Source organism: Pseudonocardia sp. (assembly GCF_025465255.1).
Taxonomy (GTDB): Bacteria; Actinomycetota; Actinomycetes; order Mycobacteriales; family Pseudonocardiaceae; genus Pseudonocardia.
This window is the reverse complement of the sequence record NZ_JAODNI010000117.1, coordinates 22,062-34,470: the sequence shown is the minus strand read 5'-3', so window position 1 is coordinate 34,470 and position 12,409 is coordinate 22,062. Positions and strand designations below refer to the sequence as shown.

Genomic DNA, 12,409 nt, shown 5'->3' with positions numbered 1-12,409 from the left:
GGATCCGGACGGACACCTGACGCGGGGTGGCCACGACCGGCAGCATCGGCACGTCCGCGGCCGCGTAGTCGTCCCGGTACTTCATCGCGAGCGCCCAGAAGTGCGGCGGCGTCCAGAAGAAGATGATCCCGAACATGACCAGCGCGGGCCACTCGACGGTGCCGGTCACCGCGGACCAGCCGATGACCACCGGCATGCAGCCCGCAGCGCCGCCCCAGACGATGTTCTGCGAGGTCCGGCGCTTGAGGATCAGCGTGTAGACGAGCACGTAGAACGCGATCGCGCCGACCGCCATCGCGGCCGAGAGCAGGTTCGTGGTGAGCGCCAGCCACACGGCGCTCAGCGCGCCGAGGGCGAGCCCGAAGATCAGCGCGTTGCGCGGGCTGACCTGGCCCTTCGCCGTCGGACGGCGGGAGGTGCGCTTCATCTTGGCGTCGATGTCCGCGTCGACCACGCAGTTCAGCGCGTGGGCGCTGGCGGCGGCGACGGCGCCGCCGACGAGCGTCGCGAGGATCAGCCAGACCGAGGGGATCGCCCGCTGGGCGAGCACCATGGCCGGCACGGTGACGACGAGCAGCTGCTCGATGATCCGGGCCTTCGTCAGGCCCAGATAGGCACGGAACACGTCCTTCGCGCGCTCCAGGCGGGACCACGGACGTGGTCGCCGGTCCGGCGTCGGCGTTGCCGCCGGCCGTCGGGCCTCCCGGGCGGATCCCCGGTCGGACACGGGCGCGCTCACCAGTTGCTACCTCGCTCGGTACCTCGACGATCGTGGTGGGGTGTCGTTCCGCCGCAGCGAGCGGGCCCCGGCCCGGCGCGTTCGCACACCACGGGCCCCACTTTCTACAACGCGTCGATGCTAGCCCGTGGTATGCCCGGCGGGCAGACGGGGTAGACCCCCGAGACCCGTCCGGTGCGACAGGGCGGGAGTTGACCACTGGGGACCGGCCCGGACCAGCCCGGACCACTAGAGTCGGGGGTCGAGTCGGACGCGCATCGTGGCGAGGGCCGGTTCACGCGCGGGCACCACCGCCCGCGGGCACCCCCCGGACCACGACCGCGTCTGTGTTGTTTCAGCAGCCGCCCGTTCACACGAGGACAGGAGCACACCCGTGTCCGTTACGTCGGAACCCGACGTCTCCGCACTGACCCGAGCCCAGGTACCCGCGGACTGGACCGACCTCGACCGCCGCGCGGTCGACACGATCCGCGTGCTGGCCGCCGACGCCGTGCAGAAGGTCGGCAGCGGTCACCCCGGCACGGCGATGAGCCTCGCCCCGCTCGCGTACACACTGTTCCAGCGCGTCATGCGGCACGACCCGCAGAACCCCGGCTGGATCGGCCGGGACCGCTTCGTGCTCTCCGCCGGGCACTCCAGTCTGACGCTCTACATCCAGTTGTTCCTGTCCGGGTACGACATGGAGCTGGAGGACCTGAAGAAGCTGCGGACGTGGGGGTCCAAGACGCCGGGCCACCCGGAGCTCGGGCTGACCCCGGACGGCGTGGAGATGACCACCGGCCCGCTGGGCCAGGGCCTGGCCTCCGCGGTCGGCATGTCGATGGCGTCACGCCGCGAGCGCGGCCTGTTCGACCCCGACCCGCCCCTGGGCGAGAGCCCGTTCGACCACTTCATCTACGTGATCGCCTCGGACGGGGACATCCAGGAGGGCGTCACCAGCGAGGCGTCGTCGCTCGCGGGCCGCCAGGACCTCGGCAACCTCATCGTCTTCTACGACGACAACGAGATCTCGATCGAGGACGACACGAGGATCGCGCTGTCCGAGGACACCGCGAAGCGGTACGAGGCCTACGGCTGGCACGTCCAGGTCGTCGAGGGCGGGGAGAACGTCACCGGCATCCTCGAGGCGATCGAGAACGCGAAGGCCGAGACGACGCGCGCGTCGTTCATCCAGCTGCGCACGATCATCGGCTACCCGGCGCCCACCAAGATGAACACCGGCAAGGCGCACGGCGCCGCGCTGGGTGCCGACGAGGTGGCCGAGGTCAAGAAGATCCTCGGTTTCGACCCGGAGAAGTCGTTCGAGGTCGACCCGGAGGTCCTGGAGTACACCCGGAGCGTCGCCGAGCGCCGCCAGGAGGAGAAGCGGCGGTGGGAGGAGGCCTACGAGGAGTGGACGAGGCGGGAGCCGGAGCGCAAGCAGCTCTTCGACCGGCTCCTCGCGAACGCCCTCCCCGAGGGCTGGGCGGACGCCCTGCCGACGTGGGAAGTCGACCCCAAGGGCCTCGCGACGCGCAAGGCGTCCGGTGAGGTGCTGAAGGCCCTGGCTCCGGTGCTTCCGGAGCTGTGGGGCGGTTCGGCCGACCTCGCGGAGAGCAACAACACGACGATGGAGGGCGCGGACTCGTTCGGCCCGAGGTCGGCGGCCACCAAGATGTGGAAGGCCAACCCGTACGGCCGCACGCTGCACTTCGGCGTCCGCGAGCACGCGATGGGCGCGATCCTCAACGGGATCGCGCTGCACGGGCCGACCCGGCCCTACGGCGGCACGTTCCTGCAGTTCAGCGACTACATGCGCGGAGCGGTCCGGCTCGGCTCGCTGATGAAGACCGCCGCCATCTTCATCTGGACGCACGACTCCATCGGCCTCGGCGAGGACGGCCCGACCCACCAGCCGATCGAGCACCTCACCGCGCTGCGGGCCATCCCGAACCTCTCGGTGCTGCGCCCGGCGGACGCGAACGAGACCGCCGCCGGCTGGAAGGCCACGCTCGAGTGGCAGGACGGCCCCGTCGGCATGTGCCTGAGCCGGCAGAACCTGCCGGTGCTCGAGGGCACCTCCGCCGAGGGCGTCAAGAAGGGCGGCTACATCCTGGCCGAGGCGTCCTCCGGCGAGCCGCAGGTGATCCTGATCGGCACCGGCTCGGAGGTGCAGCTCGCCGTCGCGGCCCGCAAGACCCTCGAGGCGGAGGGCGTTCCGACCCGTGTGGTCTCCATGCCGTGCGTCGAGTGGTTCGACGCCCAGGACGCCTCCTACCGGGACTCGGTGCTGCCCCCGTCGGTGAAGGCGCGGGTCGCGGTCGAGGCGGGCATCGCGATGTCGTGGTACCGCTTCGTCGGCGACGCCGGGCGGATCGTGAGCATCGAGCACTACGGCGCGAGCGCGGACGCGGCGACCCTGTTCGAGAAGTTCGGCTTCACGCCGGAGGCTGTCGTCGACGCGGCGCGCGCCAGCCTCGGCAAGTCCTGATCGCGTGCGAGACGAAGGAGATCTGGCAATGAGCACCAACGAAAGGCTCGCCGCCCTTTCCGCGGCGGGCGTGTCCATCTGGCTCGACGACCTGTCCCGGGAGCGGCTCAACTCCGGCAACCTGCTGGAGCTGATCAACGACTGGTACGTCGTCGGCGTCACCACCAACCCCACGATCTTCGCGAGCGCGCTGTCCAAGGGCGAGGCCTACGACCCGCAGGTCCGCGAGCTCGCGAGCCGGGGCGCGGACGTCGCGGCGGCGATCCGTGAGATCACCGTGGCGGACGTCCAGCAGGCGTGCGACCTGTTCAGCGGCACCTGGGAGTCCACCGGCGGCACGGACGGCCGGGTCTCCCTCGAGGTCGACCCGACGCTGGCCCGCGACACCGAGGCCACCGTCGCGCAGGCGCTGGACCTGTGGAAGGCCGTGGACCGGCCCAACCTGCTGGTCAAGATCCCGGCCACGCAGGAGGGGCTGCCGGCCATCACCCGTGCGCTCGCGGAGGGCGTCAGCGTCAACGTCACGCTGATCTTCTCGGTCGAGCGGTACGAGCACGTGATGGGCGCCTACCTCGACGGCCTCGAGCAGGCGGCCGCCAACGGGCAGGCGCTCGCGTCCATCCAGTCGGTCGCGTCGTTCTTCGTGTCCCGCGTGGACACCGAGATCGACAAGCGGCTCGAGGCGATCGGCAGCGACGAGGCGATGGCCCTGCGCGGCAAGGCGGGTCTCGCGAACTCGCGGCTCGCCTACGCGGCGTTCGAGAAGGTCTTCGCCTCGGACCGCTGGAAGGCCCTCGAGGCGAAGGGCGCCAACCCGCAGCGGCCGCTGTGGGCGTCCACCGGGGTGAAGAACCCGGACTACCCGGACACGATGTATGTCACCGAGCTGGTGGTGGCGAACACGGTGAACACCATGCCGGAGGCGACGCTGAAGGCGTTCGCGGACCACGGCGAGGTCCACGGCGACCGGGTCACCGGGCGCGCGGAGGAGGCCCAGAAGGTCTTCGACGATCTCGAGGCCGTCGGCATCGACCTCACGGACGTGTTCCTCACCCTGGAGAACGAGGGCGTGGACAAGTTCGAGAAGTCCTGGGGCGAGCTGCAGGAGACCGTGCAGGCCCAGCTCGACGCGGCCAAGTAGGAGCAGGAGGCAGGGACCGTTGACGTCGGGACCCACCGTGGGCGCGCCGGCCGTCACGCTCGCCGGTGAGCTGGCCGCGGACGCCCGGCGCATCGCTGGCGAGCTCGCCGGCGACGTCGTGGCGTCCCGCATCGCGGACGCGGACCCCAGCGCCTGGGGTCCCGCGGGCGGTGCCGCCGACGGCCTCGGCTGGTCGGCGCTCCCCCGCACGTCCCGCCCGCTCGTCGGGCAGGTCGAGGCGTTGCGGGAACGGTTCCGGGTCTCCGGTGCGCCGCGTGTCCTCCTCGTGGGGGACGCGCGGCTCACCCTCGGCGCACAGGCGCTGGCGGGCTCGGCCGGGACCGGACCCGGGCTGCCGCTGACCGTCGTGGACTCGGCGGATCCCGGCCAGGTGTCGGACGCGCTGGCCGGGGACCTCGGGGCGAGCGTGCTCGTCGTCGCGGACCGGTCCGGCGCGGACCCGCGGATCGACGCCGTGCACCGGGTCCTGGCCGACGCCATGGCCCTCGAGCTGCTCGGCGAGGGCGCCGCCGCCGGCGTCGCGGCCCGCACGGTCGTGATCACCGAGGCCGGCTCCCCGCTCGACGAGCGGGCGCGGCGGGAGGGCTCCGTCGTCGTCACCGCCGAGCGGGACGTGCCCGGCCCCTTCTCCGTGCTCGGCTCGCCGGGCCTGGTGCCCGCGGGCCTCGCGGGAGCGGACGTCGGGGCCGTCCTGGCCGACGCCGCGGTGGCGGGCGCGCTGCTGCTCCCGGACGCCCCGGACAACCCCGCGCTCGAGCTCGCCGGGGCGCTCGTCGCCCACGGGGACGTGCCGCTGGTGCTGGACGCGGCCTCCGGGCCGCCCGGCCTGGCCGCGTGGCTCGCCCAGCTGCTCACCGCCGCCGGGCGGCTCCCGCTGCTCGCGGACGAGCTGGACCCGGTCGACGACCTCGGCGCGGCACCTCCCGGCGCGGCCCGGATCGCGCTCGGCCCCTCCACGGAACAGGTCGACATCCGGACCACCGGGCCCGTCGGCGGGCAGGTGCTGCTCTGGCAGTACGCCGTCGCCGCCGCGGCCCGGCTGCTCGGGGGGCGTCCGTTCGCCGCCGAGGCACCCCTGATCGGGAGGAATCCTCTGCCCGCCGAGCCCCCTCGGGCGACGGACGGGCTCGTCGAGATCCGCGCCGGGGCGTGGCTGCCCGCGGGTACCGACACCGTCGGCGCGGCCCTGCAGGCGCTCGTCGACGCGACGCCGGCGGGCGGGCACGTCGCGCTCTCCGCCTGGCTGGACCCGGCCACGGACGCGTCGCTCGCCGTGCTGCGGGGCGAGCTGGCCCGCCGCGCCGGGACGCCGGCCGTCTTCGGCTGGGCGCCCCGGGACGGGACCGGCGGCGAGCGGGCGGACCGGGTCCTGTGCCAGCTGACCGCCGACGCGCCGGATGATCTCGTGCCGGACCCCGGACCCGACCTGACTAGGCTTCAGCTCACCGAGGCCGGCACCGTCGCGGCCGACGTCGCGGCGCGGGGTGTCCCCGTGCTGCGGCTGCACCTCGTGGACAGGGTGGCCGGGCTGGTCACGCTGGCCCGCGCCGTACAGGAACTGCGCGCCCGGCCGGACGGCCGGGCGGGCCGAGAGGACGGATGACCCCACGATGACCTCCGGCACCAAGATCTCCTCGGGGAGCGCGGGATACGTCAACCCGCTGCGGGACCCCCGGGACAAGCGTCTCCCGCGGATCGCGGGCCCGTGCGGTCTGGTGATATTCGGCGTCACCGGAGACCTGTCGCGGAAGAAGCTGATGCCCGCGATCTACGACCTCGCCAACCGCGGGCTGCTGCCGCCGGGCTTCGCGCTCACCGGGTTCGCCCGGCGGGACTGGTCGACCGACGACTTCGGCCAGATCGTCTACGAGGCCGTCCGCCAGCACGCCCGCACGCCCTTCCGGCAGGAGGTCTGGGACCGTCTCGCCGAGGGCTTCCGGTTCGTCGAGGGCAGCTTCGACGACGACGACGCGTTCGACCGGCTCGAGTCGACCGTGCGTGACCTGGACCGGGTCCGCGGCACCGGCGGGAACCACGCGTTCTACCTGTCGATCCCGCCGTCGGCGTTCCCCGTCGTCTGCAAGCAGCTGGCCCGCTCAGGCCTGTCCGCGCAGGACGGCGAGCAGTGGCGCCGGGTGGTGATCGAGAAGCCCTTCGGCCACGACCTCCAGTCGGCCCGGGAGCTCAACGCGATCGTCGACGACGTCTTCCCCGAGGACTCGGTCTTCCGGATCGACCACTACCTCGGCAAGGAGACCGTCCAGAACGTGCTGGCGATGCGCTTCGCCAACCAGCTCTTCGAGCCGATCTGGAACTCCCACTACGTGGACCACGTGCAGATCACGATGGCCGAGGACATCGGTCTCGGCGGGCGCGCCGGCTACTACGACGGCATCGGCGCGGCCCGCGACGTCATCCAGAACCACCTGCTGCAGCTCCTCGCGTTCACCGCGATGGAGGAGCCCACCTCGTTCTCCTCCGACGAGCTGCGCAGCGAGAAGATCAAGGTCCTCAACGCCACCAAGCTCGTCGGCCCGATCGACGAGACCACCGCCCGCGGCCAGTACACCGGCGGCTGGCAGGGCGGCCAGCTCGTCCGCGGGCTCAAGGAGGAGGAGGGCTTCGACCCGAACTCCAGGACCGAGACCTTCGCCGCGATCACCTGCGAGGTCGAGACGCGCCGCTGGGCCGGGGTGCCGTTCTACCTGCGCACCGGCAAGCGGCTGGGGCGCCGCGTCACCGAGATCGCGGTGATCTTCAAGCGGGCCCCGCACCTGCCGTTCGACCAGACCATGACCGAGGAGCTGGGACAGAACGCCTTCGTCGTGCGCGTGCAGCCCGACGAGGGCGTCACGATGCGCTTCGGGTCCAAGGTGCCGGGCAGCCAGATGGAGGTCCGGGACGTCACGATGGACTTCGGCTACGGCACCGCGTTCACCGAGGCCTCCCCCGAGGCCTACGAACGGCTCATCCTCGACGTCCTGCTCGGCGAGCCGTCCCTGTTCCCGGTGAACGAGGAGGTCGAGCGCTCGTGGGAGATCCTGGACCCGGTGATCGAGCACTGGCAGGCCGCGGAGGAGGGCCCCGCGCCCTACCCCGCCGGCAGCTGGGGCCCGGAGTCCGCCGAGAAGATGCTCGCCCGGACCGGCCGCACGTGGCGCCGGCCCTGATGACCCCGCCCCCGAAGTCCCCGGCCCCGAAGTCCCCGGCCCCGAAGATCCCGTCCCTGCAGACCGACCGGAGCGTTCGATGATCGTCGACCTGCCGTCGAGCAACTCCTCGACGGTGAACAAGAAGCTGGTCGAGCTGCGCGAGAGCAACGGCGTGCTGGCCCTGGGCCGGGTGCTGACCCTCGTCGTCGTCACCGACGACGGCCTCTCCATCGAGGGTGCGATCGAGGCCGCGAACTCCGCGAGCCGCGAGCACCCGTGCCGGGTGATCGTGCTGGCCCGCGGCGCCCGCAAGGCGGCGCCGCGGATGGACGCGCAGATCCGCGTCGGCGGTGACGCCGGGGCCAGCGAGGTCATCGTCCTGCGCGGGTACGGCGCCCTCGCGGACCCGGAGCCCGGGGCCGGGATGGTCATGCCGCTGCTGCTGCCGGACGCCCCCGTCGTCGCGTGGTGGCCGAACGAGGCACCCGCGGTCCCGTCCGAGGACGCCATCGGCAAGCTCGCCCAGCGCCGGATCACCGACGCCCTGTCGTCGAAGAACCCGCTCAAGGCGTTCGAGCAGCGCCGCGCCCACCACGTCGCCGGGGACACGGACCTCACGTGGACCCGGCTCACCCAGTGGCGCGCGCTGCTGGCCGCGGCCCTGGACTTCCCCCCGCACGAGGACGTCACCGCGGCGCTCGTCGCCGGCGAGGTCGTCTCGCCCTCGACGGACCTGCTGGCCGGCTGGCTCGCCACCCGGCTCAACGTGAAGATCAAGCGCTCGCCGTCCACCAGCACGCACGGCATGTCCCTGGTCCGGCTCACCCGCTCCTCCGGGCCGGTGGAGCTGACCCGCCCGGACGGCAAGATCGCGACCCTCTCGCAGCCCGGACAGCCGGACCGGATGATCGCGCTGGCCCGCCGCTCGGTGCCGGACTGCCTGTCCGAGGAGCTGCGCCGGCTCGACCCGGACGAGATCTACGGGGCCGCGCTCACCGGCGTCGGCGAGATCTCGCGGGGCCGGACGCCGGTCAAGGTCTGAAGCCGGAGGACGACACGATGACAGCAGGAGATCAGATGACGCAGCCGGACATCGCGATCCACGCGGACAAGGACGTGCTCGCGGCCGCGGCGGCCGCCCGCCTCGTCACGCGCCTGGTGGACCTGCAGTCCTCCGGGAACGTGCCGAAGCTGGTGCTGACCGGCGGCGGGGTCGGCATCGCCATGCTCGAGCAGCTGCGCCGCTCCCCCGCGCGGGACGCCGTGGACTGGGCGCGTATCGAGTTCTACTGGGGCGACGAGCGGTTCCTCCCGCCCGGGGACCCGGAGCGCAACGAGACCCAGGCCCGCGAGGCGCTGCTGGACCACGTCCGCGTCGACCCGTCGCTGGTGTACCCGATGGGGGCGGACGTCGGCACGGGACCGTCCGGCGCGGACGAGGCGGCCGCGGAGTACGCGGACCTGCTCAAGCGCAAGGCCCGGCCCGAGGACCACGCCCCCGTCCCGATGTTCGACATCGCGCTGGTCGGGATGGGCGGCGAGGGACACACGCTGTCGATCTTCCCCGAGTCGCCCGCGGTGTACGAGACCGAGCGGACGGTCGTCGCCGTCCACAACTGCCCGAAGCCGCCGCCCACCCGGGTCTCGCTGACGCTGCCGGCGCTGCGGAACTCCGCGGAGGTCTGGATCGTCACGGCCGGCGAGGAGAAGGCCGCGGCGGTGGCCATGGCCCTCGGCGGGGCCGGGGAGGTCGCGATCCCGGTGGCCGGCGCCCGGGGCCGCCGCCGTACCCGCTGGCTCTTGGACAGGTCCGCCGCGTCCAAGCTCCCCCGCGATCTCGTCCCCTCCATCGGCTGACCGGCGCGGGCGCCCCCATGCACCTGATCGTCGACGGCGCGAACGTCATGGGGTCGCGCCCGGACGGCTGGTGGCGGGACCGCGCCGGCGCCGCCTCGCGGCTGGCGGAGCAGCTGGCCGGGGCGCTGCGCCGGGGCGCGCTCGACGAGCTGTTCGCCGAGCACCCCGGCGCGCACCGGGTCGTGCTCGTCCTGGAGGGCAGGGCGCGGCGGGCGACACCGCCCGCCGACCCGCCTGACGGGTTCGAGATCCTGCTCGCGCCCGCCGACGCGGACTCCGCGATCGTCGAACTGGCCCACGACCTGGTCTCCCGGGGCGAGGACGTCCTCGTCGTCACGGCGGACCGGGAGCTGACCCGCCGGCTGCACGCCGTCGGGGCACAGACCATCCGTCCCGGGCGGCTGCTGAAACTCGTCTAACGCCGCTTGCGGGCCGCCGCGGCCGCGCTCGCCCTGACCGCGCTCGCGACCACCGACCGGCGCGGCAGTGGGCTCGAGTAGACGACGCTCGTCGTCACCCCGCCCAGCCCCGAGATCCGGCCGGTGACCTCCTCCAGGTGCCGCATCGACCGCGCCCGGACCGTCAGCACGAAGCAGTCCTCGCCCGTCACGTGGTGGGCCTCGGTGATCTCCGGCGTCGTCCCGAGGAGGTCCCGGAACGGGCCGTAGTTGCCGCTCGGGTACCGCAGCCGGACCATCGCCATGATCGCGAGCCCGAGCTTCTCCGCGTCGATCTCGCAGGAGTAGCCGGTGATCACCCCGGTGTCCTCCAGCCGGCGCACCCGTTCGGTCACCGCGCTCGGCGAGAGCCCGACCGCCCGGCCGAGGTCCGCGTAGCTCGCCCGGCCGTCCCGCTGCAGGACTTCCAGCAGGCGCCAATCCGTATCGTCCAGGGTTTCCACGGCCATATCGGCACGCTACCGGGGATCCACGGGTACTGGATCGCGATCGATGAGTCACAGGCCGCCGTGCGGTCTCACCGGTACAGCGACGACCCGAGGAGCCACCGTGAAGCAGATCAGCCCCTGTCTCTGGTTCGACGGCCAGGCCGAGCAGGCCGCCGAGCTCTACACCTCCGTCTTCCCCGACTCGAGGATCCTCGACGTCCAGCGGTACGGCCCGAACACGCCCGGTGTGGAGGGCGAGGTCATGCTCGTCCGCTTCGAACTGCTGGGCCGGGAGTACGGGGCGCTCAACGGTGGGCCGCAGTTCCCGCACAGCGAAGCCGTCTCGTTCGTCGTCCCCTGCGAGACGACGGAGGAGATCGACACCTACTGGGACGCGCTGATCGACGGCGGCGATCCCGGCCCGTGCGGGTGGCTGAAGGACAGGTTCGGCGTCTCCTGGCAGATCGTGTCGCTCGAGGCCGAGGCGTGGATGACCGACCCGGACCAGGAGAAGGCCCGGCGCGTCGTCCAGGTGATGCTCGCCGGCTTCGGAAAGCCGGACGTCGAGGCCCAGCGGAAGGCGTACGAGGGCGGCTGACCCCGCACCGCGGGGAGCCGGGCGCGCCGCGGCTCCACGACGCCCGGCGCCTAGGGTGAACCGCATGCGAATCGGTACGCCGCTGAGCCCGTCCGCGACCCGCGTCATGCTGCTCGGTTCCGGGGAGCTCGGCAAAGAGGTCGTGATCGCCCTGCAGCGCCTCGGCGTCGAGGTGATCGCCGTCGACCGCTATCCGGACGCCCCCGGGCACCAGGTCGCGCACCGCTCGCACGTGATCGACATGACGGATGCGGCCGCGCTCACCGCGCTGATCGAGCAGGAGCGCCCGCACTACGTCATCCCCGAGATCGAGGCGATCGCCACGGACGCCCTCGCCGCGATCGAGGAGAACGGGGTCGCCACCGTCATCCCGACAGCCCGCGCGACCCGGCTGACGATGGACCGCGAGGGCATCCGGCGGCTGGCGGCCGAGGAACTCGGCCTGCCGACCTCGCCCTACGCCTTCGCCGACTCCCTCGACGAGGTGCGCGCGGCCGTCGACGGCGGCATCGGGTACCCGTGCGTGATCAAGCCCGTGATGTCGTCGTCGGGCAAGGGGCAGAGCGTCCTGCGCTCGGCCGACGACGTCGGCCCCGCCTGGGAGTACGCGAAGGCCGGCGGCCGGGTCGCGACGACCCGGGTGATCGTCGAGGGGTTCGTGGACTTCGACTACGAGATCACCCAGCTCACGGTGCGGGGCGTGGACGGGACGTGGTTCTGCGCGCCGATCGGGCACATCCAGGAGGACGGGGACTACGTCGAGTCCTGGCAGCCTCAGCCCATGTCGGACGCCGCGATCGACGGCGCCAGGGACGTCGCGGGCCGGATCACCCAGGCCCTCGGCGGGCGGGGGATCTTCGGGGTCGAGCTGTTCGTGAAGGGCGACGATGTGCTGTTCTCCGAGGTCTCGCCGCGTCCGCACGACACCGGGCTGGTCACCCTGGCCACGCAGCGGCTCTCCGAGTTCGAGCTGCACGCCCGCGCGGTGCTGGGCCTCCCCGTCGACGTGACGCTGCGCTCGCCCGGCGCCTCCGCGGTGATCTACGGCGGCACGGACGCGAAGGCGATCAGCTTCGAGGGTCTCGAGCTCGCCCTCGCCGTACCGGGCACGGACCTGCGGCTCTTCGGCAAGCCCGAGAGCTTCAGGAGGCGGCGGATGGGCGTGGTGGTCGCGGTCGCGGACGATGTCGAGACCGCCCGAACGCGGGCGAAGGGAGCCGCAGAACTCGTGCGTCCCGTCGCCGAATGAGGACAAACGCCGGGGAGTCCACGGCTGATCGTCCGATCTACCGTGGAACCCTACCTCCGGGCGGGCCGGGGCCCGCCTGACGTCCGGATCACGAAGTCACGGGCCTGGCCACGCCGCCCGCCTCCCCCGCGGACGCCGTGGCCTTCTTCCTCGCCCGCCTCACGTTCTTCACCGACGTCGCCGACGTGCACGCCGCGCTGGGCGGCGCCGGGGTTCGTCCTCGTCGACACCCGGAGCCGGCAGGCGTGGGACCAGGGCCACGTGCCCGGAGCCCGGCACGTGCCGACGCGGAGCTG

Annotated in this window: 11 protein-coding genes and 1 pseudogene; 10 read left to right on the top strand and 2 right to left on the bottom strand. The window is 72.8% G+C overall.

Features of this window, described 5'->3' with window-relative positions:
- The coding region (locus JWP64_RS14255) for a heme o synthase (RefSeq protein ID WP_297496541.1) at positions 1 to 643 on the bottom strand (643 nt) is incomplete at its 3' end.
- Between the two features lie 469 nt (positions 644 to 1,112).
- Between JWP64_RS14255 and tkt the strand changes: the two genes are divergently transcribed.
- From tkt to JWP64_RS14220, 7 genes are all read left to right on the top strand, one after another.
- Positions 1,113 to 3,209 (top strand): transketolase, encoded by a 2,097-nt coding sequence (gene tkt, locus JWP64_RS14250; protein WP_297496535.1) that lies wholly within the window; start codon positions 1,113 to 1,115, stop codon positions 3,207 to 3,209.
- A gap of 28 nt (positions 3,210 to 3,237) precedes the next feature.
- Positions 3,238 to 4,350: a transaldolase gene (tal, locus tag JWP64_RS14245; protein WP_297496533.1), complete on the top strand. Its 1,113-nt coding sequence runs from the start codon at positions 3,238 to 3,240 to the stop codon at positions 4,348 to 4,350.
- 19 nt (positions 4,351 to 4,369) lie between these two features.
- On the top strand, positions 4,370 to 5,974 hold the full coding sequence (locus JWP64_RS14240) for a glucose-6-phosphate isomerase (RefSeq protein WP_297496531.1): 1,605 nt from the start codon (positions 4,370 to 4,372) through the stop codon (positions 5,972 to 5,974).
- A 7-nt stretch (positions 5,975 to 5,981) separates the two neighbouring features.
- Positions 5,982 to 7,541, top strand: coding sequence for a glucose-6-phosphate dehydrogenase (gene zwf / locus JWP64_RS14235; protein ID WP_297496529.1), 1,560 nt, complete (start codon positions 5,982 to 5,984; stop codon positions 7,539 to 7,541).
- Positions 7,542 to 7,620: 79 nt separating this feature from the next.
- Complete coding sequence (gene opcA, locus JWP64_RS14230) at positions 7,621 to 8,565, top strand: glucose-6-phosphate dehydrogenase assembly protein OpcA (protein WP_297496528.1); 945 nt, start codon at positions 7,621 to 7,623, stop codon at positions 8,563 to 8,565.
- A gap of 35 nt (positions 8,566 to 8,600) precedes the next feature.
- The gene (gene pgl / locus JWP64_RS14225; protein WP_297496526.1) at positions 8,601 to 9,380 is read left to right on the top strand and encodes a 6-phosphogluconolactonase; all 780 of its coding nucleotides are present in this window, start codon (positions 8,601 to 8,603) and stop codon (positions 9,378 to 9,380) included.
- A 17-nt stretch (positions 9,381 to 9,397) separates the two neighbouring features.
- Positions 9,398 to 9,799 (top strand): NYN domain-containing protein, encoded by a 402-nt coding sequence (locus JWP64_RS14220; protein ID WP_297496524.1) that lies wholly within the window; start codon positions 9,398 to 9,400, stop codon positions 9,797 to 9,799.
- On the opposite strand, the gene JWP64_RS14215 is transcribed toward JWP64_RS14220, so the two are convergent.
- Positions 9,796 to 10,287 carry an Lrp/AsnC family transcriptional regulator gene (locus JWP64_RS14215; RefSeq protein WP_297496522.1) on the bottom strand — a complete coding sequence of 164 codons (492 nt, stop codon included), beginning with the start codon at positions 10,285 to 10,287 and terminating at the stop codon, positions 9,796 to 9,798. The two genes, JWP64_RS14220 and JWP64_RS14215, sit on opposite strands and share 4 nt — an antisense overlap.
- Before the next feature lie 100 nt (positions 10,288 to 10,387).
- On the opposite strand from JWP64_RS14215, the gene JWP64_RS14210 reads away from it, so the two are divergent.
- The 3 genes and pseudogenes from JWP64_RS14210 to JWP64_RS31515 all read left to right on the top strand — a co-directional run.
- A complete protein-coding gene (locus JWP64_RS14210; RefSeq protein ID WP_297496520.1) occupies positions 10,388 to 10,864 on the top strand; it encodes a VOC family protein in 477 nt (158 codons plus the stop codon).
- A gap of 64 nt (positions 10,865 to 10,928) precedes the next feature.
- Positions 10,929 to 12,113: a formate-dependent phosphoribosylglycinamide formyltransferase gene (gene purT, locus JWP64_RS14205; protein ID WP_297496518.1), complete on the top strand. Its 1,185-nt coding sequence runs from the start codon at positions 10,929 to 10,931 to the stop codon at positions 12,111 to 12,113.
- A gap of 42 nt (positions 12,114 to 12,155) precedes the next feature.
- A pseudogene (locus tag JWP64_RS31515) lies at positions 12,156 to 12,368 on the top strand (hypothetical protein); the annotation flags it as partial.
- Between the last annotated feature and the right edge of the window lie 41 nt (positions 12,369 to 12,409).

What these genes read in the sequence shown, in the direction of transcription:
- zwf (WP_297496529.1), top strand. Translation starts at nt 5,982, where the DNA reads ATGACCTCCGGCACCAAGATCTCCTCGGGGAGCGCGGGATACGTCAAC.
- pgl (WP_297496526.1), top strand. Translation starts at nt 8,601, where the DNA reads ATGACGCAGCCGGACATCGCGATCCACGCGGACAAGGACGTGCTCGCG.
- opcA (WP_297496528.1), top strand. Translation starts at nt 7,621, where the DNA reads ATGATCGTCGACCTGCCGTCGAGCAACTCCTCGACGGTGAACAAGAAG.
- tal (WP_297496533.1), top strand. Translation starts at nt 3,238, where the DNA reads ATGAGCACCAACGAAAGGCTCGCCGCCCTTTCCGCGGCGGGCGTGTCC.
- purT (WP_297496518.1), top strand. Translation starts at nt 10,929, where the DNA reads ATGCGAATCGGTACGCCGCTGAGCCCGTCCGCGACCCGCGTCATGCTG.
- JWP64_RS14220 (WP_297496524.1), top strand. Translation starts at nt 9,398, where the DNA reads ATGCACCTGATCGTCGACGGCGCGAACGTCATGGGGTCGCGCCCGGAC.
- JWP64_RS14215 (WP_297496522.1), bottom strand. Translation starts at nt 10,287, where the DNA reads ATGGCCGTGGAAACCCTGGACGATACGGATTGGCGCCTGCTGGAAGTC.